General features: G+C 54.2%; 22 protein-coding genes and 1 tRNA gene. 11 read left to right on the forward strand and 12 right to left on the reverse strand.

What is annotated here, in order from left to right; translation table 11 throughout:
* Positions 1 to 2 precede the first annotated feature (2 nt).
* The 3 genes from C0560_RS13905 to rsuA all read right to left on the reverse strand — a co-directional run bounded on the left by C0560_RS13905 (position 3) and on the right by rsuA (position 2602).
* Entirely contained in the window at positions 3 to 347 is a 345-nt protein-coding gene (locus C0560_RS13905; protein WP_100779500.1) for a YejG family protein, read from the reverse strand.
* A gap of 335 nt (positions 348 to 682) precedes the next feature.
* Positions 683 to 1879, reverse strand: coding sequence for a Bcr/CflA family multidrug efflux MFS transporter (locus tag C0560_RS13910; protein ID WP_100779499.1), 1197 nt, complete (start codon positions 1877 to 1879; stop codon positions 683 to 685).
* 15 nt (positions 1880 to 1894) lie between these two features.
* On the reverse strand, positions 1895 to 2602 hold the full coding sequence (rsuA, locus tag C0560_RS13915; protein ID WP_107703210.1) for a 16S rRNA pseudouridine(516) synthase RsuA: 708 nt from the start codon (positions 2600 to 2602) through the stop codon (positions 1895 to 1897).
* A gap of 150 nt (positions 2603 to 2752) precedes the next feature.
* On the opposite strand from rsuA, the gene C0560_RS13920 reads away from it, so the two are divergent.
* Together C0560_RS13920 and rplY are read left to right on the forward strand one after the other, a co-directional pair.
* The gene (locus C0560_RS13920; RefSeq protein WP_248858776.1) at positions 2753 to 4513 is read left to right on the forward strand and encodes a DEAD/DEAH box helicase; all 1761 of its coding nucleotides are present in this window, start codon (positions 2753 to 2755) and stop codon (positions 4511 to 4513) included.
* A 124-nt stretch (positions 4514 to 4637) separates the two neighbouring features.
* The gene (gene rplY, locus C0560_RS13925; RefSeq protein WP_100779496.1) at positions 4638 to 4922 is read left to right on the forward strand and encodes a 50S ribosomal protein L25; all 285 of its coding nucleotides are present in this window, start codon (positions 4638 to 4640) and stop codon (positions 4920 to 4922) included.
* A gap of 50 nt (positions 4923 to 4972) precedes the next feature.
* On the opposite strand, the gene yejK is transcribed toward rplY, so the two are convergent.
* The gene (gene yejK / locus C0560_RS13930; RefSeq protein ID WP_123427254.1) at positions 4973 to 5980 is read right to left on the reverse strand and encodes a nucleoid-associated protein YejK; all 1008 of its coding nucleotides are present in this window, start codon (positions 5978 to 5980) and stop codon (positions 4973 to 4975) included.
* 134 nt (positions 5981 to 6114) lie between these two features.
* Between yejK and C0560_RS13935 the strand changes: the two genes are divergently transcribed.
* The 5 genes from C0560_RS13935 (at position 6115) to C0560_RS13955 (ending at position 9441) form a co-directional block, all read left to right on the forward strand.
* On the forward strand, positions 6115 to 6342 hold the full coding sequence (locus tag C0560_RS13935) for a YejL family protein (RefSeq protein WP_100779494.1): 228 nt from the start codon (positions 6115 to 6117) through the stop codon (positions 6340 to 6342).
* A gap of 19 nt (positions 6343 to 6361) precedes the next feature.
* The gene (yejM, locus tag C0560_RS13940; protein WP_181826599.1) at positions 6362 to 8122 is read left to right on the forward strand and encodes an LPS biosynthesis-modulating metalloenzyme YejM; all 1761 of its coding nucleotides are present in this window, start codon (positions 6362 to 6364) and stop codon (positions 8120 to 8122) included.
* Between the two features lie 72 nt (positions 8123 to 8194).
* A tRNA-Pro gene (locus tag C0560_RS13945) sits at positions 8195 to 8271 on the forward strand.
* 123 nt (positions 8272 to 8394) lie between these two features.
* Complete coding sequence (locus C0560_RS13950) at positions 8395 to 8634, forward strand: DinI family protein (RefSeq protein WP_100779492.1); 240 nt, start codon at positions 8395 to 8397, stop codon at positions 8632 to 8634.
* Positions 8635 to 8796: 162 nt separating this feature from the next.
* Positions 8797 to 9441, forward strand: coding sequence for a helix-turn-helix domain-containing protein (locus C0560_RS13955; protein WP_248858778.1), 645 nt, complete (start codon positions 8797 to 8799; stop codon positions 9439 to 9441).
* A 299-nt stretch (positions 9442 to 9740) separates the two neighbouring features.
* Here C0560_RS13955 and C0560_RS13960 read toward each other — a convergent pair whose 3' ends face one another.
* On the reverse strand, positions 9741 to 10001 hold the full coding sequence (locus C0560_RS13960; protein WP_100779489.1) for a DUF2534 family protein: 261 nt from the start codon (positions 9999 to 10001) through the stop codon (positions 9741 to 9743).
* A 204-nt stretch (positions 10002 to 10205) separates the two neighbouring features.
* On the opposite strand from C0560_RS13960, the gene eco reads away from it, so the two are divergent.
* Positions 10206 to 10715, forward strand: a complete 510-nt coding sequence (gene eco, locus C0560_RS13965; protein WP_248858781.1) for a serine protease inhibitor ecotin — start codon at positions 10206 to 10208, stop codon at positions 10713 to 10715.
* A 47-nt stretch (positions 10716 to 10762) separates the two neighbouring features.
* Here the strand turns inward: eco and mqo are convergent, their stop codons facing one another.
* Positions 10763 to 12418: a malate dehydrogenase (quinone) gene (mqo, locus tag C0560_RS13970; protein WP_248858783.1), complete on the reverse strand. Its 1656-nt coding sequence runs from the start codon at positions 12416 to 12418 to the stop codon at positions 10763 to 10765.
* 190 nt (positions 12419 to 12608) lie between these two features.
* Between mqo and C0560_RS13975 the strand changes: the two genes are divergently transcribed.
* A complete protein-coding gene (locus C0560_RS13975) occupies positions 12609 to 13910 on the forward strand; it encodes a SulP family inorganic anion transporter (RefSeq protein ID WP_248860291.1) in 1302 nt (433 codons plus the stop codon).
* On the opposite strand, the gene mgtE is transcribed toward C0560_RS13975, so the two are convergent.
* The 6 genes from mgtE to C0560_RS14005 all read right to left on the reverse strand — a co-directional run bounded on the left by mgtE (position 13873) and on the right by C0560_RS14005 (position 21265).
* Positions 13873 to 15309: a magnesium transporter gene (gene mgtE, locus C0560_RS13980; RefSeq protein WP_181826602.1), complete on the reverse strand. Its 1437-nt coding sequence runs from the start codon at positions 15307 to 15309 to the stop codon at positions 13873 to 13875. The genes C0560_RS13975 and mgtE overlap by 38 nt on opposite strands.
* A gap of 158 nt (positions 15310 to 15467) precedes the next feature.
* Positions 15468 to 17111 carry a multidrug ABC transporter permease/ATP-binding protein gene (locus C0560_RS13985; RefSeq protein WP_194513029.1) on the reverse strand — a complete coding sequence of 548 codons (1644 nt, stop codon included), beginning with the start codon at positions 17109 to 17111 and terminating at the stop codon, positions 15468 to 15470.
* Between the two features lie 76 nt (positions 17112 to 17187).
* Complete coding sequence (gene alkB / locus C0560_RS13990) at positions 17188 to 17838, reverse strand: DNA oxidative demethylase AlkB (protein WP_248858786.1); 651 nt, start codon at positions 17836 to 17838, stop codon at positions 17188 to 17190.
* On the reverse strand, positions 17838 to 18902 hold the full coding sequence (gene ada, locus C0560_RS13995; protein WP_248860292.1) for a bifunctional DNA-binding transcriptional regulator/O6-methylguanine-DNA methyltransferase Ada: 1065 nt from the start codon (positions 18900 to 18902) through the stop codon (positions 17838 to 17840). Before ada ends, alkB begins: the two co-directional genes overlap by 1 nt.
* Before the next feature lie 72 nt (positions 18903 to 18974).
* Entirely contained in the window at positions 18975 to 20030 is a 1056-nt protein-coding gene (apbE, locus tag C0560_RS14000; RefSeq protein WP_248858790.1) for an FAD:protein FMN transferase ApbE, read from the reverse strand.
* 116 nt (positions 20031 to 20146) lie between these two features.
* Complete coding sequence (locus C0560_RS14005; protein ID WP_100779480.1) at positions 20147 to 21265, reverse strand: porin OmpC; 1119 nt, start codon at positions 21263 to 21265, stop codon at positions 20147 to 20149.
* A 752-nt stretch (positions 21266 to 22017) separates the two neighbouring features.
* On the opposite strand from C0560_RS14005, the gene rcsD reads away from it, so the two are divergent.
* On the forward strand, positions 22018 to 24690 hold the full coding sequence (rcsD, locus tag C0560_RS14010) for a phosphotransferase RcsD (RefSeq protein ID WP_102104889.1): 2673 nt from the start codon (positions 22018 to 22020) through the stop codon (positions 24688 to 24690).
* Between the two features lie 16 nt (positions 24691 to 24706).
* Entirely contained in the window at positions 24707 to 25357 is a 651-nt protein-coding gene (gene rcsB / locus C0560_RS14015; RefSeq protein WP_015959795.1) for a response regulator transcription factor RcsB, read from the forward strand.
* Positions 25358 to 25387: the final 30 nt, after the last annotated feature.

Below are 25387 nucleotides of genomic sequence, written 5' to 3' on the forward strand. Positions count from 1 at the left end.
GCTCAGAAAGGATGCTGGCCGGAGAACGGCTCGGCGATCGCGACGCCAAAGTTTTTCAGGCGGCAGGTCGCCGCAAATTCATCCTGGCTGTTAACAAACAGGCAGGGTTCGCCTTCACACTCCAGCACGGAGCTGACGACTTCGATATCGGTCAGTGCCTGGCTCAAACGCTCCATCACCGGCCATGCGTTTTCATCGTCCGGGCTGAGCAATTTCAGCGCGACCAGACAGTTATCGCCCTCTTTTCCACTTTGCGGAATCGGTTCAACTTTCGAACCTGCAAAACCCGCCGACCAGCGATAGCTCTGGGGCAAGCGATGGACTATGGAGAGTTGTAATGTATTCACGTTCTTTCCCCGGAAGCCAAAAAAGCCTTCACAATTTATTTACATTTATAGTAACACATCGTTGCTAACCTGCCGTTATTTTCCTGAAAAACCGTTCACAGCCGTATGTTACGGGCTTTAGCGTCTCATTTTTCAGGGCATTATTTAGTGAGTTACAGGCTCGCTTTGGCGGTATATGTACCCGTTTCTGCGATCTAACTCAACCTTTTTAACTACAACGATGTGACTTTTTACATAAATAGATTTTACATAAAAGAAACAAACAAGGGGTAAACAAACGCAGGTTTGGTTGACGCGTATCAAAAAAAGGGGCCGCATTGGCCCCTTTTCTGTTATCAGCTTGCCGTTTTTCGCGGCCGACTGGCGTAGAGATAGAAGAGAATGGAGCAGGTCGCGCAAAACGCGATTGACCAAATCATCGGCCAGGCGGTATTAAACGTCGCCATGGAGAGCAGTGCCCCGACAATCGCACCAATCCCGAAGCGGAAGGTTCCCGCCAGCGATGAGGCCGTCCCCGCCATATGCGGAAACTCATCGAGGATAACGGCCATCGCATTGGATGACACCATTGACACGCAGCCAACAAACGCCGCCACGCCGACCACCAGCGCCCAGAAACCGACACCAAAGAAGGCGCTAAGCACCATCCAGACAGCCATGACAAACTGGATCCACAGCCCGGCGCGGAACATATTCAGCGCCCCTGCCCGACGAACAAAGCGGCTGTTAATGATGGTCATCACAAACAGGAACACGATGTTCAGGGCGAAGTAATAGCCAAAATGCTGCGGCGAAACGTGATTGATCTCGATGTAAACAAACGGCCCGGCGCTCAGGAATGAGAACATCCCCGCAAAGCTGAAACCGCTCGCCAGCATATAGCTCAGCACACGTTTATGGCGGAACAGTGAGGCGAAGTTGCCGATGGTGGTGCGAATATGAAACTTCTGCCGACGTTCCACCGGCAAGGTTTCGTCAATAAAGAAGAAGATCATCGCCGATGCCAGCAGCGCTGCGATCGCCAGGATCCAGAAGATGGCGTGCCAGCTAAACCACACCAGCACCGCGCCACCGATCATCGGCGCCAGCAGTGGCGCGATGGTAGTGACCAGCATGACGAAGGACATCATGCGCGAGAACTCTTCTTTCGGATAGATATCGCGCATCAGGGCGTTAATCACCACGCTCGCCGCCGCAGCCGCCAGGCCGTGGAAGAATCGCATGATAATCAGATGATCGATGGTCTGCGCCAGCGCACAGGCCACCGCCGCCCCAGCAAACACCAGCGTTCCCCCGAGGATCACCGGCTTACGGCCAATGCTGTCTGCCATCGGGCCGTACAATAACTGCCCGACGGCAAAACCGAGGATATAGGTACTGAGCGTCATTTGCGCGCTGCCTGCCGGAACGCCAAACTGCGCGGAAATCACCGGCAGCGCGGGCAGGTACATATCGATCGACAGCGGCATCAGCATGGCCAGCAGGCCAAGAATAAATACGATGCTAATTGACGAGTGTGGCCTGGTGGTCACAGTTTGCTCCTGAAATTAGCGGGAAGGCATGCCAACGCTGGCAATCTCTTCTTCCGTCAACGGGCGGTATTCACCGGGTTCAAGCTCGGGATCGAGGGCGATTTCACCAATGCGTTCGCGGTGCAGCCCAACCACACGGTTGCCGACGGCGGCGAACATACGCTTCACCTGATGGTAACGGCCTTCGCTGATGGTCAGACGCACTTCGGTCGGGGTGAGCACGTCCAGCAGCGCGGGTTTGGTCAGATCTTTTTCATTATGCAGCTGCACGCCTTTGGTAAACTGCTCGGCGGTATCGTCAGACACCGGTGATTCAAGCGTAACCAGATAGGTTTTTTCGCAGTGATGACGCGGAGACGTAATGCGGTGCGACCACTGGCCGTCGTCGGTCATCAGCACCAGACCGGTGGTATCAATGTCCAGACGCCCCGCCGCATGCAGCTTGTGCGCGACAGGTTCATCCAGGAAATAGAGCACCGTCGGGTGATCCGGGTCATCCGTCGAGCACACGTACCCTTCCGGCTTGTTGAGCATGAAATAGCGCGGGCCATTCTGCTGGGTCAGCGTGTTGCCGTCGTACTCCACCTCATGTTCTGGCTGGAGTTTGAAAGCGCTCTCTTTCACAATATCGCCATCCACGGTAACGCGGCTGGCGCGAATTTCACGCCCGGCAATAGCGCGGCTTACGCCGAGTTGCTGAGCGATAAACTTATCAAGTCGCATGAAATCTTATAGCCTTTATGGTGCTGGAAGTCGGACAACATGTCCGAAAAAGAAGCAGTCAAGAACGGTCCAGTATAGCGGTCTGGTTGCGCCACTCAAGGGAAAAAGTTTCGTGGCATACTATGTGCGTGATAACAAAATAGAGAGCTCATGACTTTTACACTTCGCCCCTATCAGCAGGAAGCCGTTGACGCCACCCTCGCCTGGTTTCGCAAGCACACTGAACCTGCCGCCATCGTCCTGCCCACCGGAGCGGGCAAAAGCCTGGTGATTGCCGAACTGGCACGGCTGGCGCGTGGCCGGGTGCTGGTGCTGGCCCACGTCAAAGAGCTGGTAGCGCAAAACCATGCCAAATACTGTGCTCTGGGTCTTGAGGCCGATATCTTCGCCGCCGGGCTGAAACGCAAAGAGAGCCACGGCAAAGTGGTGTTTGGCAGCGTGCAGTCGGTCGCACGAAACCTGGCGCATTTTCGCAGTGAATTCTCACTATTGATTGTCGACGAGTGTCATCGGATCAGCGATGACGATGAGAGCCAGTATCAGCAGATCCTTAATCATCTGAAAACGGTAAACCCGCAGGTTCGCCTGCTGGGGCTGACCGCTACGCCCTTCCGCCTCGGCAAAGGCTGGATCTATCAGTTCCATTATCACGGCATGGTGCGTGGCGACGAAAAAGCCCTGTTTCGCGATTGCATCTATGAGCTGCCCCTGCGCTACATGATTAAGCACGGTTATCTGACGCCGCCCGAACGGCTGGATATGCCGGTCGTGCACTATGATTTCAGCCGTTTGCAGGCCCAGAGTAACGGGCTGTTTAGCGAAGCAGATATGAACCTGGAGCTGAAAAAACAGCAGCGCATCACCCCGCATATCATCAGCCAGATCGAAGAGTTCGCCCAGACGCGCAAAGGAGTGATGATTTTCGCGGCCACCGTCGAGCACGCCAGAGAGATAACCGGCCTGCTTCCGGCCGACGACGCGGCGCTGATCACCGGTGAAACGCCAGGACCCGAGCGCGACACGCTGATCGACGCCTTTAAAGCACAGCAGTTCCGCTATCTGGTGAATGTCTCGGTGCTGACCACCGGGTTTGACGCCCCGCACGTGGATCTGATTGCGATTTTGCGCCCGACCGAATCCGTCAGCCTGTATCAGCAGATTGTCGGCCGTGGGCTGCGGCTGTCTCCCGGCAAGACCGACTGTCTGATTCTCGACTACGCCGGGAACCCGCACGATCTCTATTCACCGGAAGTGGGTACGCCAAAAGGCAAAAGCGGGAACGTCCCGGTGCAGGTTTTCTGTCCTGGCTGCGGTTTCGCCAATACCTTCTGGGGGAAAACCACTGCCGACGGAACTCTGATCGAGCATTTTGGCCGCCGCTGTCAGGGCTGGTTTGAGGATGACGACGGTCATCGCGAGCAGTGCGATTACCGTTTTCGCTTTAAAAACTGCCCGCAGTGTAACGCCGAAAATGATATTGCCGCGCGGCGCTGTCGCGAATGTGACACGGTGCTGGTCGATCCCGATGACATGCTGAAAGCCGCGCTGAAGCTGAAAGACGCGCTGGTGCTACGCTGCTCGGGCATGGCGCTGCAATCCGGCGCCGACGAGAAAGGCGAATGGCTGAAAATCACCTATTACGATGAGGACGGCGCAGACGTCAGCGAGCGTTTTCGTCTGCATACGCCCGCCCAGCGCACGGCTTTTGAACAGCTGTTTATTCGCCCGCATACCCGCACGCCAGGTGTGCCATTGCGCTGGATAACGGTCGCCGACATCGTCCATCAGCAGGTATTGTTGCGCCACCCGGATTTTGTCGTCGCGCGCAAAAAAGGCCAGTTCTGGCAGGTGCGCGAGAAGGTCTTCGATTACGAAGGGCGTTTCCGTCGGGCCAATGAATTGCGCGGTTAAGGGCACTTTTGATTGATGTGACGGGCGTTTGAGTATAAAATGCCGCCCGCTTCACATCCGTGAGGCAGAACACTCACCTGCTGCTGGGTCGCCTGTAGCAGGACTTATTTACAGAGAGAAATCAATGTTTACTATCAATGCAGAAGTACGTTCTGTGCAGGGTAAGGGTGCGAGCCGCCGCCTGCGCGCAGCTAACAAATTCCCGGCTATCATCTATGGTGGCGATGCTGCTCCAGTAGCAATCGAGATGGACCAGGACAAAGTCTGGAACCAGCAGACTAAAGAAGGTTTCTACACCGAAGTTCTGACTATCGTTATCGATGGCAAAGAAGAAAAAGTGAAAGTTCAGGCTGTTCAGCGTCACCCGTTCAAGCCAAAACTGTCTCACGTCGACTTCGTTCGCGCTTAATCGCCAACAAGTTGAGAAAAACCCCGCATTGCGGGGTTTTTTTATGGCTGTTATTTACCGCCAGACGTACGGCGTTGCAGCTGGTCGCGCAGATTCGGCGGTGTACCTTTGATGGTTAAGGTGTCCGTCGCCGGGTCCCAGAAAATGCGCTCGCCCAGCAGCATGGCATCGAAGTTCACCGTTAACCCGCCGCCGCTACCGGCAAATTTGGTGAGCTGACGCAGGGTGCTGCGATCCGCCGGGAAGCTCTCTTCCAGTTCGTAGCCTTTATCCGTCGTAAACTCGTGGAAGCTGACCTCGCTGACGCCAGAAAGCTCTTTCGACAGCGACTCCAGTTCAATCTCTTCGCCCGCCTGCAGCTGTTCGTTGCAGTAGCTGTAAACCTGCTGACGCACGTTCTGACGCTCGGATTTATCGAGCTGCGCTTCTGCGGTGAAATCATCCACGGCCTGCAGCAGCCCTTTGTTCTGCGCTTTCGCGTTCAGACCTTCGCTGGCGCCGAGGAAGTCCATGAAGAAATCGGCGACTTTGCGGCCCACGCGCCCTTTCAGGAACGTCAGATATCGCGTTGATTCCGGGTTGGTTTCCCATTCGGTCAGATCGATTCGCGCCACAATATCGGCGTGGTTGATATCCAGATAATGTGTGGAGCTGATATCCATCTGCTCGTTGACACGCATGCTGCTCAGATTGCTGAGCACCGTGACCAGCAGGTACTCCACGGCGAGATAGCGGTACTGACAAAACAGTACGATACCGCCGTCAGCGAACGGATATTTTGCCAGCTCATCACGCAGACGCCCGGTTGCCGCGCGGCTAAACGCCAGAAAATCCTCTTCGCCCTGGCGTTGCAGACGCAGGCTTTCGGCCAGCTCACTCTCGTCATTGAACATGCCATAGGCTTTATTTTTAGCGCTGTAGACGCGGTGTAGCTCCGCCATCATTTCCGTAACGGTAGGCGTTGGTTCCAGTAACGAATCGCGAAGCACCAGCTCCAGGGTTTGCTCATCACGCTTGATAAGCTGGTGCAAGGCAATCTGGTTGATATCCAGACTCATGATAAACTCTCCTTTAAGACCGGGCGGTATTCAACCACCACCCACGCATGTGTGCAATAGAAGATAAAAAAGGGGAAAAAAAGCTGTTGCTACGGTAATATGTTGCCCTCTCATCAACAAACTGATTTCGATTTATGCCACAACATTCCCGCTATAGTGATGAACACGTTGAACAACTGCTCAGTGAGCTGGTCAACGTACTTGAAAAACATAAAACGCCGACCGATCTCTCCCTGATGGTTCTGGGAAATATGGTCACCAACCTTATCAATACCAGCGTTGCTCCGGCCCAACGTCAGGCGATCGCAAAATCATTCGCCCACGCGTTGCAGTCCTCCGTCAGCGACGACCAGGCGCATTAAGGGAAACGAACGACAGTCTATGGTGACGAATCGTCAGCGCTACCGTGAAAAAGTCTCCCAGATGGTTAGCTGGGGGCACTGGTTTGCCTTGTTCAACATTCTGTTGGCCATGGTACTCGGCAGCCGTTATCTGTTAGTGGCCGACTGGCCGACGACCTTAACCGGGCGCATTTACTCCTGGATAAGCGTTGTCGGGCACTTTAGCTTTTTGGTCTTCGCCACCTATCTGCTGATTCTGTTCCCTCTGACGTTTATCGTGATGTCGCAGAGGCTGATGCGGTTTTTATCCGCAATTCTCGCCACTGTCGGCATGACCCTGCTGCTGATCGACAGCGAAGTTTTCACCCGTTTTCACCTCCATCTCAATCCCATCGTCTGGGAACTGGTGATCAATCCCGACCAGAACGAAACCGCGCGTGACTGGCAGCTGATGTTTATCAGCGTGCCGATTATCCTGCTGATTGAGATGCTGTTTGCCACCTGGAGTTGGCAAAAACTGCGAAGCCTCACCCGCCGTCGCCACTATGCCCAGCCCGTTGCGGCGCTGTTTTTCGTCGCGTTTATCAGCTCCCATATTATGTACATCTGGGCGGATGCGAACTTCTATCGCCCGATTACAATGCAGCGCGCCAACCTGCCGCTCTCCTATCCGATGACGGCACGCCGCTTCCTGGAGAAACACGGCCTGCTGGATGCGCAGGAATATCAGCGCCGTCTGGTGGAACAAGGTAATCCGGAAGCCGTGTCGGTCCAGTATCCGCTGAGCGAGTTACGTTATCGCGATATGGGTCAGGGCCAGAACGTTCTGCTTATTACCGTCGACGGTCTGAACTACTCCCGTTACGAGAAGCAGATGCCTGCGCTTGCACAGTTTGCCGAGCAGAACATCAACTTCACCCAGCATATGAGCTCGGGAAATAACACCGACGCCGGTATTTTTGGTCTGTTCTACGGCATCTCCGCCGGCTATATGGACGGCGTGCTTTCCTCCCGAACGCCTGCGGCGCTGATTACCTCCCTGAACCAACAGGGTTACCAGCTGGGACTGTTCTCCTCTGACGGTTTCAGCAGCCCGCTCTATCGCCAGGCACTGCTGTCTGATTTCTCACTGCCGCCTGCGCAAAATCAGACTGACGAACAGACTGCCGGTCAGTGGGTAAACTGGCTCAATCGTTACGCGCAAGAAGATAACCGCTGGTTCTCATGGGTGGCCTTTAACGGCACTAACCTTGATGACAGCAATCAAAAAGGCTTTGTCCGCCGCTACAGCCGCGCGGCTGGCAATGTCGACGATCAGATTGCGCGCGTGATTAACGCCCTGCGCGAATCCGGCAAGCTGGACAATACCGTGGTGATTATCACTGCGGGCCATGGCGTGCCGCTGGGCGATGAAGCGACGGACATGAACTGGTCGCGCCCTAACCTGCACGTTCCGCTGGTCGTACACTGGCCGGGCACACCGGCGCAGCGCATCAATATGCTGACAGATCACAAAGATGTGATGACCACGCTGATGCAACGCCTGCTGCACGTCAGCACACCGGCGAATGAGTATTCCCAGGGTCAGGATCTGTTTAGCGCCACGCGTCGACATAACTGGGTGACGGCAGCAAGCAATAACACCCTGGCAGTGACTACGCCAGCACTGACGCTGGTGCTCAACAGCAACGGCAATTACCAGACGTATAACCTGCAGGGTGAGAAGATTCACGACCAAAAACCGCAGCTGAGCCTGTTGCTACAGGTGCTCACTGACGAGAAACGGTTTATCGCTAACTGATTAATTTTAAATCAGTTAGCGTGGTACACTCTTGCATTCAGAATGCAAACAGGTAGTATCTTTTTCATACGTCGGCACGTAGCGCAGCCTGGTAGCGCATCGTCATGGGGTGGCGAGGGTCGAGAGTTCAAATCTCTCCGTGCCGACCAAAATAGTAAAAAAAACCAACCTTTTACGGTTGGTTTTTTTATGCCTGAACATCCGGACTGCTTGACTCTTAAGGGCGTAACCGCGAAGATGCTGTATATAAAAACAGTTATCATGAGGCAGTTATGTTTGTTGAACTCGTTTATGACAAGCGCAACGTTGCAGGTTTACCGGGCGCCAGTGACATCATCCTGAATGAATTAACAAAACGCGTGCACCGGATCTTCCCGGAGGCAGTGGTGAAAGTGAAACCTATGCAGGCGAACGGTTTGAACAGCGATGCCAGCAAAAGCGATCGCGAGAAACTTAACCGCATGCTGGAAGAGATGTTTGAAGAAGCGGATATGTGGATGGTTTCTGAGTAACCCCCTGCACTTCTTTCTTACGACTATGACCCCTGGCGACTCATCCCAGGGTTCATTAAACAATGCTCACCATTCGTATAGTTGTTTTATGTCGCAGTGTGAGCATGTGATTGCGCGTTTCACAGCTTCTGCGATAATTACTTAAAAACGCCGGGCACCATCATGAATCCCAAAGCTGCCATGCCAATCCACACACTGACGCGTTTTAAACCGCACGCGCAGATTGACCGATTGATCCATCGCTTTCTTCCTCACGCACAGCTTAAACAATTTTCCGCACACCGTATCCTGCATCTTGATAGCCAGGGTGAGCGTCTGTGCTTAATTCTCCTCGAAGGGCTGGTGGATATTTCTCGTATTGATAACGGAACGCTTAAAGGAACGCTGAAAGCGCCCTTTGTGGCCGGAATATCGCATCCAGAATATATGGGGAATGCGTTCCGATTGATGAGCGTCACCACGGTGAATGTCGCGATTCTGCCTTATAAAACCGCCATGACGATCATTAAAGAGCAGAAAATGTGGGAAGATTACAGTAACTATCTTCTCTACATTATGGGCCTGCACTCTGCCTTAAGTCATTACAGTATAGGGCTACGCTCGCGGGAGATTATCCGTGACTGTCTGGTTGACTTAATGAACGAGAGTGAGCAATACCGGCTGAAAACAAACTCGTGCAAATATATTATGGAAAAGACAGGGCTATCCCGCAGTGGCGTAATGAGTATTCTGGCTGAAATGAAAAGCGAAAATATCATTGGTATTCAGCGAGGTGTATTGACGTTTATTAACGACACCCCTCGTTAGCCCTTATTTGTTTTTTCTGTCATTAAAAAGGCCATCAATCGATGGCCTTTTAATTTACATTGATTCCCGTTACATATGGAAGCCACCGCCCGCACCCACATGCCCGCCAAAGGCGTGGTCATGCGCATTGTCCGCACCGGTTCCGGTTCCATGTTCGGATTGGGAAGAAGCGGTATTACGGTTATTGTGGCCGTGCCAAACGTTTAATGCCGTAATTCGACGGAGCAGTTTCGTGCTGTGCCATTCTCGCTTTCAAAAAAACCAACCCGAAGGTTGGCTTATTTATCATGGGCGATTATTCAATGCTTATCTGGGCCACCGAGGAAAAAGATCCCCAGCGGAATCGCCAGTAAAATGGTGAAGACCATGCTGTAAACAAAAATCATCGCCGACTGCAGGACGTACATGCTGGTCGTCCACTGTGAGAGCGGAATATTGTACTGCTCAATCACACCGACGATTGTTGCCCGTCCGACGCCTGCGGCGGCAATCAGAAACACCACAAACAGCGCCAGTAAAAACTTCCTGCCTTCGGGGGTTTTAAGCTTTGCGCGGACCATGTCTCTCTTTCCTTTACAGATGAATAACATTATTTAGCGCTAACCCTAACACGATCTCCCCTTTCATTCCATATCAGCATTTATCTCTGCCATTCAGCCACAAAAGCAGTGTGATCAACCGAGTGAAATCAAAATATAGGTAAATCCCACCAGGCAGCCGTCTGCACTATGCTAATCTTGCATCGATTGTTTGACATAAAAGGAATGACTGTGAAAAACACACCTAAATTTGCCATCGCCCTTCTGGCTGCTGCCTGCATGAGCACCAGCGCCTTCGCAAGCGAAACGCCGAAAGCGCAGCCTCTGGAAAAGATTGCGCCGTACCCGCAGGCGGAAAAAGGCATGAAGCGTCAGGTTATCCAGCTCCCGGCTCAGGAAGATGAGTCTGCGTTTAAAATAGAGCTTCTGATTGGACAGAACCTGGAAGTGGACTGCAATCGTCATCGCCTTGGCGGCAAACTGGAAAGCAAAACCCTGGAAGGCTGGGGCTACGACTATTACGTCTTCGATAATGTGACGTCGCCGGTTTCCACGATGATGGCCTGCCCGGACGGGAAAAAAACGCAGCAGTTCGTGACAGCGTATCTCGGCGATAACAGCCTGCTGCGCTACAACAGCAAATTACCGATTGTGGTTTACACGCCCGAGAATATCGACGTGAAATACCGCGTCTGGAAAGCCGACGAGAAAGTCGAAAACGCAGTCGTGCGTTAAAAAAAAAGCCGGGTAGTGATACCCGGCTTTTTTGTCCTTCATAGTATTTACAGCGCGATATCCGCGACCGGTTTAGATTCCGGCTGTGGTTTTGCCTGCGGTTGCGCCTGCGGTGCAACATCTGCTGCCTGCGGTTTTTCGTATTTGAGCTGTAGAACACCGCTGGTGTATTCCAGCTCTTGTTCCGTCGCTGCCACGTTACCGTTCAGTTTGGTGCCATAAGACGGAATAATGTTTTTCAGCTTCGCCTGCCATTCCGGGCTGGCGACTTTATCTTTAAACACTTTTTCCATCAGATGCAGCATGATCGGTGCCGCAGTGGATGCTCCAGGCGATGCGCCCAGCAGCGCGGCAATGGTCCCGTCTTTGTCGCTCACCACTTCCGTACCCAGACGCAGAACGCCGCCCTCTTTCGGATCGCGCTTGATGATCTGCACGCGCTGACCCGCCTGCCATAAACGCCAGTCGGCTTTTTTCGCCTGCGGGTAGTACTCTTGCAGGGCAGCAAAACGGTCATCATCGGAGAGCATCACCTGGCTAATCAGGTATTTCACCAGATCGAAGTTATCCAGGCCCACATCTACCATCGGCATAAAGTTCGAGGTCGTGGTGGAACTCAGCAGATCCCACAGGGAGCCGTTTTTCAGGAATTTCGTGGAGAAGGTCGCAAACGGCCCAAACAGCACCACGCGTTTGCCGTCCAGAATTCGGGTGTCGATATGCGGAACAGACATCGGCGGAGCACCAACGGAAGCCTGACCATACACTTTCGCCAGATGACGGTTCACCACTTCCGGGTTATCAGAGACCAGGAACTGGCCGCCAACCGGGAAGCCCGCGTAGTCGTCGGCTTCCGGAATACCGGACTCCTGCAACAGTTTCAGCGCAGCGCCACCGGCCCCGATAAAGACGAACTTCGCCTTGATCACGTGCTCGGCTTCATTGTTTTTCAGATCGGCAACGGTCACGCTCCAGCTGTTATCCGCGTTACGCTTAAAGCCACGCACTTCGGTGCTGACCTGCAGTTTGAAGTTGTCTTTCTTCTGCAATGCGCCCACCAGCTGACGGGTGATTTCACCGTAGTTTACGTCGGTCCCGATTTCAGTACGGGTCGCGGCCACTTTCTGATTCGGGTCACGCCCTTCCATCACCAGCGGCGCCCACTCTTTAATCTGCGCATGATCTTCGGAATATTTCATGCCACGGAACAGGCTGCTCTGCTGCAACGCGGCGTAGCGCGCGCGCAGGAAGTTAACGTTGTCGTCGCCCCACACAAAGCTCATGTGCGGAACGGTATTAATAAAGGAGTGCGGGTCGTGCATCACACCGCTGTTTACCTGATGCGACCAGAACTGGCGGGAGATCTGGAAGGCTTCGTTGATCTCAACCGCCTTCTCGATACTAATGGAACCGTCCTTTTTCTGCGGCGTATAGTTCAGTTCCATGAGTGCCGAGTGGCCCGTTCCGGCGTTGTTCCAGCCGTTCGAACTCTCCTGCGCCACGCTGTCGAGGCGCTCAACCATGGTCATCGACCAGTCTGGCTGTAATTCCTGTAAATAGGTGCCCAGCGTGGCGCTCATAATGCCGCCGCCAATTAAAAGGACGTCCGTTTCCTGCTCTTTAGGCGTATCCGCTTTCGCCGCCATTGAGATGGCGCTCAGCCCTACGGCCATAGAAAAGAGCATGGCAGTCATTTTTTTCATCATTTATGCCTTACTTGTAGTCGTGCTTTTTACGTGGAAATTGCAGGTGAAATAAGCTGCGGGGGAACGTTAACAATTTTTAAACATTGTTTAAAGGTTAAGAAATTATTGTAATTGTGAAATTAAATGTTTGAATAATTGTGTGGGTATCAGGATTGCTGGCTGGCACCGCGCGGCTTTTCTGGCTACTATGCTGCACTTTGTGATCGCGCGCACGGAAGCCTGCCCTAACCTGCGAATAGCTATGTCATTACCACACACTTCTGCCCTGACGCCTGACGATGGTCGCGTCTCAAGCGTACTGCGCTCACCTAAAATGTTGATGCGCGAAACCTTAGCCGGCGTGATTACCGCCCTGGCACTTATCCCCGAAGTGATCTCGTTTTCCGTGGTCGCCGGAGTGGACCCGAAGGTGAGTCTTATCGCCTCGGTGGTGCTCTGTCTGGCGATGTCCTTTTTAGGCGGCCGTCCGGCGATGGTTACCGCTGCTGCCGGTTCCGTGGCCCTTGTGATCGGCCCAATGGTGCATCTGCACGGGGTTCAGTACATTTTGCCCGCCGTGATCCTCGCCGGTCTCATTCAGATCCTGTTTGGCGTGCTCGGCATGGCGCGTCTGATGCGCTTTATTCCCCAGTCGGTGATGACCGGGTTTGTGAATGCCCTCGGCATTTTGATTTTCTTTGCCCAGGTGCCCCATTTCTGGACCAAAAGCCCGCTGATCGTCGGCCTGTTTGTGCTGACGCTGCTGATAGTCCTGTGGGCGCCTCGGGTTATCAAAAGCGTTCCCTCTCCGCTTATCGCCATTGTCGTTTTAACCCTCTTTACCGTGACCAGCGGGCAGCTTCTGCCGACCGTCGGCGACGAAGGCTCCATGAGCGGCGGGCTGCCGGGTCTGACGCAGCTGCTGGTGCCGCTGAACCTGCACACCCTGAGCATTATCTGGCCCTGCGCGCTCAGCATCGCCTTTGTCGGTCTGATGGAATCGTTGCTGACGGCAAAACTGGTGGATGAACTCACCCTGACGCCGTCGAGTAAACGCCGGGAGAGCATCGGGCTGGGGGTTGCGAATATGATGTCCGGCTTTTACGGCGGTATCGCCGGTTGCGCAATGATTGGGCAAACCATCGTTAACGTGGAGATGGGGAAAGGACGCAGCCGCATATCGACGCTTGCGGCGGGTGTGGTTTTGCTGATTCTGGTCACCGGCTTGAGCGAAGTCATGGCGTACATTCCGATGGCGGTGCTGGCCGGGATTATGGCGATTGTGGCATTCAAGACCTTCAACTGGCACAGCATTCAGCCGGGAACCGTGAAAGACGCGCCGATTGCTGAAACCCTGGTCATGCTGGTGACCGTTGCGGCCACCGTCTCAACCGGCAATCTGGCGATTGGCGTACTGGGCGGGATCATCGTGATGGTGATAATCCCGGCCCGGCTGAAGCGTAAGCACGCGGCTACAGCAGGAAAATCGTCGCCAGACCAAGGAAAATAAAGAAGCCGCCGGTATCGGTAATGGCGGTGATCATCACGCTCGACCCCACCGCGGGGTCGCGCCCGAAGCGGGTCATCGTCAGCGGAATGATCACCCCCATCATCGACGCCACCAGCAGATTAAGCACCATCGCCAGCATCATCACGCCACCCAGCGCCATATCGTCGTACAGCCACCAGGTGATGCCGCCCATAATCCCGCCCCACACCAGGCCGTTAATCAGCGCCACGCCCATCTCCCTGAGGATAAGGAACGTAAAGTTGCCGGGCTGGATTTTCTCCAGCGCCAGGGCGCGTACGATCATGGTGATGGTTTGATTCCCGGTGTTACCGCCAATCCCTGCCACAATTGGCATCAGGGAGGCCAGCGCCACCAGCTGTGAAATCGTATGTTCAAAGCCGTCGATCACCCGGGAGGCAATAAAAGCGGTGCAGAGGTTAATCGCCAGCCACGCCCAGCGCGTTTTGACCGCTTTACCGACGGAGGCATGGACGTCATCTTCGGCGCTCAAACCGCCTAACGCGCGCAGATCGTTGTCGGTCTCTTCGTAGACTACGTCAACGATTTCATCGATCGTCACGCGGCCCATCAGTTTGCCAACGGAATCCACAACTGCGGCGCTGATCAGGTTGTCACGTTCGAAGGTACGCGCTGCCTTTTCAGCGTCATCTTCCGGGGAGAAGACCATTGGCTCGTTATTCATGACCTCACTCACCCGACGCTGTGCATCGTTGAGCAGGATGGATTGCAGCGACAGCTCGCCAAGCAGAGTTTTGTCGCGCGCCGTGACAAACAGCTTATCGGTGTTTTCCGGCATTTTCCCTTTGCGGCGCAAATAGCGCTGCACGGTGGCCAGCGTGACGTCCGGGCGCACCATGATCACTTCGAACTCCATGATCGCGCCGACGCTGTCCTGAGCGAAGTCCATCACCTGGCGTACGCGAGCACGCTCTTCCGCCGGCAGCGATGCCAGCAGGCGGCCCGTCAGGTTACGCGGCAGGTGTTGAACCAGGTAGATCTGCTCGTCAATATCCAGCGTTTGCACGGCATCGAGCAGTTCGCGGTCGCTCATATCATCGATGAGATCATCCCAGACGTTCTCCGAAGCCTCCAGAAGTACCTGACCACGCTCATGATCCTGCACCAGTCGCCACAGGGCGTGACGCTCTTCTGAAGGGAGAGACTCGAGGGTATCCGCCAGGTCCGGCGGTGGCAGATGGGCAACCAGCGCCCCTACCTCAGCAATATCGTCGGACAAGGTACCGACGTCATATTGCTCAGCCAGGGTCAATTTTCCGAGTAACGCCGACGTGACCGCTTTATCAGTGGTCAGAAGCCAGATAAGTCGGGCACGCTCCTGATCGCGCAACCTTGCGCTGTTTTTGTTTATCAACGACATCAATCATAAATCCATGAAATAAGGTGATATCAAGCATAGCGTGGGGGAATGTAAATGATAATAAACAAATGGGCGGAATGGATAAAAAAGGAGCGGATAGCAGGTTTTGTCGTAAAACATGCCGGGTAAGACGTGGCCGCCCCCCGGCATGTTTACCTTTACGCGGTACGCGCCACAGCATCTCGCGAGGCGGCATCACGCTCCTCGCCGGTCAGCTCGCTGAGCTGTCCGTCACGCATCTCCAGCAAGCGGTCGGCGTGAACGAAGTAGTGATCGTCGTGGCTGATGGCGAAAATCGTTTTGCCCATCGCCTGCATCAGCGGCAGCAGCACCTGATAAAACTCGCGGCGGAAATGAGGGTCCTGGTCGGCCGCCCATTCATCCAGCAGAATGATGTCGCGCTCTTCCGCTAATGCCAGCAGCAGCGCCACGCGTTTTTTCTGCCCTTTCGACAGTTTGAGATTGAGGATTTTGCCGTCCTGAAGCTCCAGCTTGTGCGACATTTTCAGCTGTTCGAGCCACTTCGCGACCAACTCAGGATTTGCCTGTTTGCCTTCCGGCCCTAACAGCTGATCGAACAGCCAGACATCCGTAAAGACTGCGGAGAAGAGCTTGCGATAATCCTCCGGTTTCTCAACGGACAGCGCTTTTCCGTCCAGCAGGATCTCACCCGACTGCGGCTGATACAGCCCGGTCAGCAGCATCGCCAGCGTGGATTTTCCGCTACCGTTGCCGCCAATCAGGAACAGCAGCTCGCCGCGATGGATGGTCAGATTGACCGGGCCAACGGCGAAGTTGTTATCCTGGTAATGGAAAGTGACGTTACGCAGCTCCAGCGTTTTCCAGTCCGGGAAGGCTTCCGGGCGAGGAAATTCAGGGCGGAACGGCGCCAGCGCAAACTGATTCAGTTTTCTGAAGGCCACCTGTGCACTGAGCAGCGTCGGCAGCGCACCCACGGCGGAGAGCAGCGGCGTACGCAGGAACAGCAGCGTCAGGGAATAGGTCGCCGCCACGTTTGTGTCGGCCCAGCCGAGGCTGTTTGCCATCCAGAACACCAGACCGATTGCGCCCAGCATCATGATATTCGACCAGTTCACGGCACTCAGGTGGAAGGTATCGGCGCGAATGATGTGATGGCGATATTCGCGCGCATCGGGAATATAGAGGTTGTTAAAGATGTGCTCGGCGCGTTCGCGGTTGAGGGTCAGCTCTTTGCGCCCTTCCAGCACCGTCTGGTAGTCGTTATAAAGCTTATCTTCTGTTTCACGCAGCACCGCCATGTGCTTATACACGCGTGCCACCAGCAGGTAACCGCCCCAGATAGTGACCACAATCCAAATCGCGGTCACCGCCAGCATTTTGGTCGACAGCCACGCCAGATAGGCTGCTGAGCCAAAGGTCAGAATGATACCCTGCACCAGCTCCGGCAAACGCACGAAAGCAATCGTAATGGCCCGTACATCGCTGGTCAGCCCCGCCAGCAGTGACGCACTGCCCAGTTGCTCGATGCGTTCAACCTGCGTATCGAGAATACGTTTGATAAATTCGCCGCGCAGGCGATAGACGAAATGGTGCCCCAGGGCCGTCAGCGCCAGCTGCGAGGCCAACGTGACCGCCATCAGCAGCAGCAACAGGCCGAGAAACTCCGGCAATACCGACAGTTTCGTATCGACCATTTCAATCAGACGGACGTTAATAAAGGCGATAAGCCCAATGCCCAGCGCGGCGCTGGCAAGGCTGAGCGCCATAACCGCGACAAACGGCCAGCGGTACTGACGCCAGACAAGGAGAAGTAGTTGCATGCAAAGCAATCCGGACAAGAAAAAACAGCCAGCAGTGTAAACTGCCCGACGGTTACATCAAGAATAATTCTTATTTTTATTCGCTATCCGACGCCTGGCGGAAGGTCAGATTGTAGCGGTACTCCCCCGCCAGTGGATGAATGCCGGGTTTAAGGGGTTGAATCCCGTGATAAAAAAGCCGTGATTCCCCGCCCCACACCACCACGTCACCGTGCTCAAGCATCAGCCGCTTAAGCGGATCGCTGCGCTTCAGGCCGCCAAACTGGAAGACCGCAGGGAGACCCAGCGAAACAGACACAATCGGCGCAAGCAGATCCGGCTCGTCTTTGTCCTGATGTAGCGACAGCTTTGATCCCGGCGCGTAGCGGTTGACCAGGCAGGCGTCGGGCTGAAAGTGCGGATAGCCCGCCGCGACTGCCGCGTCATGACAGAGCGTGCTGAACGCTGCGGGAATTAATGGCCAGGGCTGGCCCGTCACAGGATCGATAGGTGAATAGAGATACCCGCGATCGTTAGTCGTCCAACCAAGCGATCCGCAGTTCGTCATCGCCACGGACATGGTGTATCCGCCCGGCGTGACCATATGGCGGAACGGCGATAGCGCAGCGACCTCAGCAATTGCCTGAAACAGCGCATCGGCGCGCGCTAGTGCGAAACGGCGCAAAATGGTGGCACCGGGCGCCAGCGGCTCTTGCCAGGGATCGCTATCCGCAAACAGATCCAGCATTACTCCTCCTGATTTTTCGCTTCACGCTGCAGCAACTGCGCTTTGCGCGCCGTTCCCCAGCGATAGCCGGACAAGGCGCCGTCGTTTCGCACGACGCGGTGACAAGGGATAACGATCGCCAGTTTGTTGGCCGCACAGGCGCTTGCCACCGCCCGCACCGCGTTGGGTTTGCCGATGGCACTGGCGACCTGCTGGTAGCTCGCGGTTTCACCGCAGGGGATCGCGCGCAGTGCCTGCCAGACCTGCTGCTGAAACGCGGTACCGCGAATATCCAGCGGCAGCGCCAGCGCCGTGCCGCTGTTATCCAGACTCGTAATCACCTGATGCAGCCTGCCCGCAAAGTTCCCCTCGGGCGTTTCCTGCTGTGCGTGCGGGAAAAGCGAATGAATTTCTTCTGCCAGGGCATCGTCATTATCGCCCAGTAAAATCGCACAGATCCCGCGCTCACTTTCCGCCACCAGGCAACGGCCCAGTTCGCAGTCGCTAATGGCGTAGCGCACGGTCACGTCACTCCCGCCATTGCGGTACTGTTTTGCGGTCATGCCCAACACGTCGTCTGCTTTTCGGTAGTAGCTGCTGCTGTCGGGGAAACCGGCGGCCAGTACGGAATCGGTAATGGTATCGCCCTGCGTCAGTGCGGCCCGTAAACGTCGCGCGCGCGCCGCCTGCTGCCAGGATTTCGGCGTCATCCCGGTGTGGGATTTAAACAGCCTGTGAAAATGGAACGGACTCATCGCCACCGCTTCTGCCAGCGCAGTCAGGGTCAGCGCGGAGTCCTCTTCCAGCAGGCGGCAGGCTTTTTCGATTTTGGCCATTTTTGCGGCCTGAGGATCGGCTTTGTCCGGCGCGCAGCGTTTGCAGGGGCGAAACCCGGCCTGTTCAGCATGACGGGCATCGGGGAAGAAACGGACATTCTTGCGCAGCGCGTGGCGCGCCCGGCAGGAAGGGCGGCAAAAGATGCCGGTTGTCTGGACGGCAAAGACAAACTGGTTATCGGCACTGGAATCGCGGGCCAGCACTGCCAGCCAGCGTTCCTCATCGGTATTCAGGATCAGGTTTTTCATCATCGGCTCCTCTTACAAGCATACTCACACAATGCCGGAGTGCCACTGAACAAAAACCCGCAACCTTGCTTTTTAATTTTGTTCGCTAATTAAGAAGCTCTGGAACTGCGGCGACATCCAGGTTTTAAACGTCTCGCCCTCGCGGGTGATCATATACACTGCCAGCCCTTCCTGGCGCACCACCTCTTTCGCCTTCTCTGGCCCCAACACCATCAGCCCCGTATCCCAGGTATCGGCCTCCAGCGCAGTGGGAGCGATGACGGTAACGGAGACCAGATTATGTTCGATCGGGCGACCGGTCTGCGGATCGATGACGTGAGAGAGACGTTTCCCGTCCAGCTCGTAGTAATTCCGATAGCTTCCGGAGGTACTGATGCCATGGCCGTTAATATCCACCACCGCCTGGACTGCGTTCTGGATGTCGGTCGGTTTTTGGATCGCCACGCGCCAGGGCTTTTCGCTGGCATTCAGTCCACGGCTGACCAGCGCGCCACCGACGGAGACCAGATAGCGTGAGATCCCTTCCTGGGTCATCAGCGCGGCCAGATGATCCGCCGCGTAGCCCTCCCCGACCGTTGAAAGATCCACAAACAGATCGGGAATGTCTTTTTGCAGATACTGCTGACCGTATTGGTTGATCACCGTCAGATGCTGCAAACCGGTGCGGGCGCGGGCATCGTCGATTTGCGCCTGATCGGGGATTTTCTCCGGCTGTTTGGTTGGGCCAAAGCCCCATAAATTCACCAGCGGCCCGACGGTAATATCCATCGCCCCGTTGGTTTTATAGCCAATATGTAGCGCCTCTGTGACGATGTCGGCCATCGCCTCGCTTACGGGCCACAGGGAGGTGCTATTGGACAGATTGAAGCGCATCAGCGCAGAGTCATTTTTATAGGTCGAGAGCAGCTGATCGTCAGCGTCGAGCTGAGACTGAATTTTAGCGCGCAGTTCGTCCGCGCGTCTGGCATCAACATTCATGATGCTGACGCGCCAGAAGGTTCCCATGGTTTTCCCTTCCAGCACCGTGGCTGCAGGCGCAGCAGGTTTCACCGAAGGGGTGGAAGAGTCGCATGCCGCCAGTAAGAAAAAGCTCGCCAGAATGCCAGCGCGCCAAAAAGTCATGTCCATTCGTTATCATCCTCATGCCTGGGCGGCAAGAGTATATCAAACCCGGTCGCAGGTAAGGCCCTAAAAAGAGAATAGAAAAAGGGGCCATAAGGCCCCTTTGTGTTACTGAGCGTGTCTTAGAACTGGTAAACCAGACCCAGAGCGACGATATCATCAGTACCGATACCTGCCTGACGGGTGAAGTTGTTTTCATCCAGCAGGTTGATTTTGTAATCCACGTAGGTGGACATGTTTTTGTTGAAGTAGTAAGTCGCGCCAACATCAACATATTTCAGCAGATCCTGATCGCCGAAGTTGGTGGTGTTGTTGCTTACGTCCTTACCTTTAGACTGCAGGTAAGCCACGGATGGACGCAGACCGAAGTCGAACTGGTACTGAGCAACCACTTCGAAGTTCTGTGCTTTGTTAGCAAAACCGTAGATGTCGCTGCTGCTCTGGGAGTCGCCGAAACGGGTTGCGTTGTAAGTCTGGGAGTACTGTGCTGCCAGGTAAATGTTGTTGGCATCATATTTCAGACCACCGCTATACACTTCTGCGTGATCGCCTTCGCCGTACACGCCTGCTGCATTCTGGTCAGCAGTACGTTTAGAGGAAGACATCGCACCACCCACGCTGAAGCCTTCGCCCAGGTTGTAGGTCAGGGATGCGCCGTAGCCGTCGCCGTTCTGTTTCAGAGTGCTACGACCGGTGTCGTTTTCGCCGTCAACGCTGCCGTTTTTACCCTGATACTGCAGAGCAAAGTTCAGGCCATCAACCAGACCGAAGAAGTCCTGGTTACGGTAAGTTGCAACGCCGTTAGCACGGGACTGCAGGAAGTTGTCAGCACCGTAGGTGTCGCCGCCGAATTCTGGCAGAACGTCAGTCCAGGAGGTGACATCGTAGATAACGCCGTAGTTACGACCATAGTCGAAAGAACCTGCGTCAGCGAACTTCAGACCCGCGAAGGCCACACGAGTCCAGGACTGGTTGTCGCTCTCGTCGGTGTTACCCTGAATCTGGTATTCCCACTGGCCGTAACCGGTCAGCTGATCGTTAACCTGAGTTTCGCCTTTGAAGCCGATACGCATGTAGGTCTGATCGCCATCAGCGCCTTTGTCATCGGAGAAATAGTGCAGACCGTCGACTTTACCGAACAGATCTAATTTGTTGCCGTCTTTGTTATAAATTTCAGCCGCATTTGCTGCGCCTGCTACCAGCAGAGCTGGTACCAGGAGGGACAGGACTTTAACTTTCATTTTATTAACCCTCTGTTATATGCCTTTATATGCCTTATTATTACCACTGCTTACTGATTAACCCTCTTAACCAGTCGGCAACTTCATTCTCCGCAAAATTACAGAATAATCCAATAAGAATATGATACGAAAACTTTGAAGATGTTTCATTCATCTACAAACATGTTTCAATTTGTAAATAAAGGGGAACTTTTTGATAGCACTAAGAGCTAATAAATAAAGCACATTAAATCAAAAATTGAAAATAGATGATATATATCAGAGAGATGGCCAAAGTAATCATTACCGCACTGATTGTCAAAACAAAAACCGTCGAGATCACTAAAATAACTCCCGCTATCATCATTAACTTATTTATTACCGTCATTCAGTTTTGAATGTCTGTTTATCCCTAATTCAGCCGAGTGCACTGCATTCGGTTTTTTTTTACGCTTCTTTACGTAAACTGAATTTATCTGTGCTACCGCACTGAAATTATAACAACTATTAATTAATTCGATTATGTCCCTAAATTTCCTTTCCCGTCGCTTTATCAAATTTTAATTTCTTGTTAATTAGTGCTATTTTTCACATTCCTTGCCAATTATTTGTACAATTCGATCGCGTTTGTACACTTTTAAATCTACCCCGCCCTGCGCTATTTAAAGTCGAAAAAGTCCCGTCAGCTCTGGCTACGATGCTGGAAATTCAGGTATTACCCTTTATACTGCCCACTCCCCCTTACGTGCGGCCATATCGGGTTAAACATATCAATGAGTCAGTCTGAAACCACAGCAACAGGTAAGTTCTCCCTCCTTCCGGGGAGCATCACCCGCTTCTTCCTTCTCTTAATCATTGTGCTGCTGGTGACGATGGGAGTGATGGTGCAGAGCGCGGTCAATACCTGGCTGAAGGACAGGAGCTACCAGATTGTTGATATTACCCACGCGGTGCATAAGCGTATTGATACCTGGCGTTACGCCACCTGGCAGATTTATGACAACATTGCCGCCGCACCGGGAACCTCGTCGGGTGAGAATCTGCAGGAGACGCGTCTTAAGCAGGACGTGTATTACCTCGAAAAAACGCGCCGTAAAACCGAGGCCCTGATTTTTGGTTCGCACGATAGCGCCACGCTTGAGATGACACAGCGGATGTCGACCTATCTCGACACGCTGTGGGGCGCAGAAACGGTGCCGTGGTCGATGTATTATCTCAACGGTCAGGATAACAGCATGATCCTGATCTCCACGCTGCCGCTGAAAGATCTCTCATCCGGGTTTAAAGAGTCCACCATCGGCTCGATCGTCGATTCCCGCCGCGCCGAAATGCTCCAGCAGGCCAACGCCCTGGATGAGCGCGAAAGTTTCTCCTCTCTGCGCCGCCTGGCGTGGCAGAACGGGCATTACTTTACCCTGCGCACCACCTTTAACCAGCCGGGCCATCTGGCGACCGTCGTGGCCTTTGATTTGCCGATTAACGATCTGATCCCGCCTGACATGCCGCTGGACAGTTTCCGTCTGGAGCCAGACAGCTCCGCACAAAATCTGCGCGCATCAGCCGATAAGAAAGAGGGCCCGGAGAGCGCCACCATTACGTTCAATGGCTCGAAGATTGAGATCGCCTCTGCGCTGAACTCCACCGGTATGCGCCTGGTCTGGCAGGTGCCGTTTGGTACGTTACTGCTGGATACTCTGCAAAATATTCTCCTGCCGCTGCTGCTGAATATCGGCCTGCTGGCGCTGGCGCTGTTTGGCTACAGCACCTTCCGCTTCCAGCCTGGACGTCAAAGCGAAAGCGTGTCGTCATCCGGCTCAGGCAACGAACTGCGCGTCCTGCGGGCGCTGAATGAGGAGATTGTCTCCATCCTCCCGCTCGGGCTGCTGGTGCATGATCAGGAAGCCAATCGCACCATTATGAGCAACAAGATTGCCGATCATCTGCTGCCGCACCTGAATTTGCAGAACATCACGGCGATGGCCGATCAGCACCAGGGCGTCATTCAGGCCACCATTAATAATGAACTGTATGAAATTCGTCAGTTCCGCAGCCAGGTTGCTTCCCGCACCCAAATCTTTATCATCCGCGATCAGGACCGTGAAGTGCTGGTGAACAAGAAACTCAAGCAGGCCCAGCGGCTGTATGAGAAGAACCAGCAGGGCCGCGCGGTCTTTATGCAAAACATCAGCGATGCGTTTAAGCGTCCGCTGAAAGCGCTGGCAAGCCAGGCCGCAAACATCAGCACGCCAGAAAGCCATCAGCTTGCCACTCAGGCGGATACGCTCGTGCGGATGGTGGATGAAATTCAGCTGGCTAATATGCTGGAAAACGACTCCTGGAGAGGGAACCCTACCCTGTTCTCGATTCAGGATCTGATCAACGAAGTGGTGCCTGAAGTCCTGCCGGTGATTAAGCGTAAAGGGCTGCAGCTGCTGATTAACAACCATCTGCCGGCCAACGATAAACGCCACGGCGACCGCGATGCCCTGCGCCGCATCGTGCTGATGCTGATTCAGTACTCCGTCACCACCACTCAAATCGGCAAGATTACGCTGGAAGTCAGCGCAGACGAATCCGCTCAAGACCGCCTGACGATCCGTATCCTGGATACGGGCGAAGGCGTGACGCTGAGCGAAGTCGATAACCTGCACTTCCCGTTCCTTAACGATACTCAGAGCGACAACTACGGCAAAGCCAATCCCCTCACCTTCTGGCTGTGCGATCAGCTGGCGCGTAAACTGGGCGGGCACCTTAATATTAAAGCCCGCGAGTCCCTTGGTACGCGCTATTCCCTGCACGTCAAAATGGCCGCGACCCCAGAGGAAGAGGACGAAGAGCGTCTGCTGGATGATGTGGTGATCATGGTGGATGTGACCTCGAACGAGATCCGCAACATTGTGGTTCGTCAGCTGGAAAACTGGGGCGCGTCCTGCATCACCCCGGACGACAGGCTTACAAGTCAAGAATATGATCTGTTTTTAACTGATAATCCGTCTAATCTTACTGCCTCGGGCTTGCTTTTAAGCGATGATGAGTCTGGCGTGCGCAAAATCGGCCCCGGCCAGATGCGCGTCAACTTTAATATGAGCAATGCGATGCAGGAAGCTGTACTACAACTAATAGAGGAACAGCTGGCACAAGAAGAGATCCTGGAGTCCCCGTTGGGTGGCGATGAAAATGCCGAACTCCATGCCAGCGGATACTATTCCCTCTTTGTAGATACAGTACCAGATGATGTTAAGCGGTTGTATACTGAGTCCGCTGCGAAGGATTTCGCGGCGCTGGCGCAGACAGCACACCGGCTTAAAGGGGTGTTTGCCATGCTTAATCTGGTTCCGGGCAAGCAGTTATGTGAAACGCTGGAACATCTTATTCGCGAGAAGGATGCTTCTGGCACAGAAAAATACATCAGCGACATTGACGCCTACGTCAAAAGCTTGCTGTAGCAAGGTAGCCTTATACATGAACAATATGAACGTAATTATTGCCGATGACCACCCGATTGTACTGTTCGGTATTCGCAAATCACTTGAACAGATCGAGTGGGTGAATGTTGTCGGTGAATTTGAAGACTCTACAGCACTTATCAATAACCTCCCGAAACTTGATGCCCATGTCCTCATCACCGATCTCTCCATGCCGGGAGATAAATACGGTGATGGGATCACGCTTATCAAATACATCAAGCGCCACTTCCCGAGCATTTCGATCATTGTTCTGACTATGAACAACAACCCGGCGATCTTAAGCGCCGTGCTGGAACTCGACATTGAAGGGATCGTGCTGAAACAAGGCGCGCCAACCGATCTGCCGAAAGCGCTTGCCGCCCTGCAGAAAGGCAAGAAATTTACCCCGGAAAGCGTCTCCCGTCTGCTGGAGAAAATCAGCGCCGGTGGTTACGGTGACAAGCGTTTGTCACCGAAAGAGAGCGAAGTGTTGCGCCTGTTCGCGGAAGGTTTCCTGGTCACCGAGATTGCCAAGAAGCTGAACCGCAGCATTAAAACCATCAGTAGCCAGAAGAAATCGGCGATGATGAAGCTGGGTGTTGAAAATGACATCGCCCTGCTGAACTATCTCTCTTCTGTGACGCTGAGCGCGGTCGACAAAGACTGATTGCTCTTCGCTTAAAAAACCCGGCAGCGC

It is taken from the genome of Lelliottia sp. AC1, from assembly GCF_023278595.1.
GTDB classification, from domain to species: Bacteria; Pseudomonadota; Gammaproteobacteria; order Enterobacterales; family Enterobacteriaceae; genus Enterobacter; species Enterobacter nimipressuralis.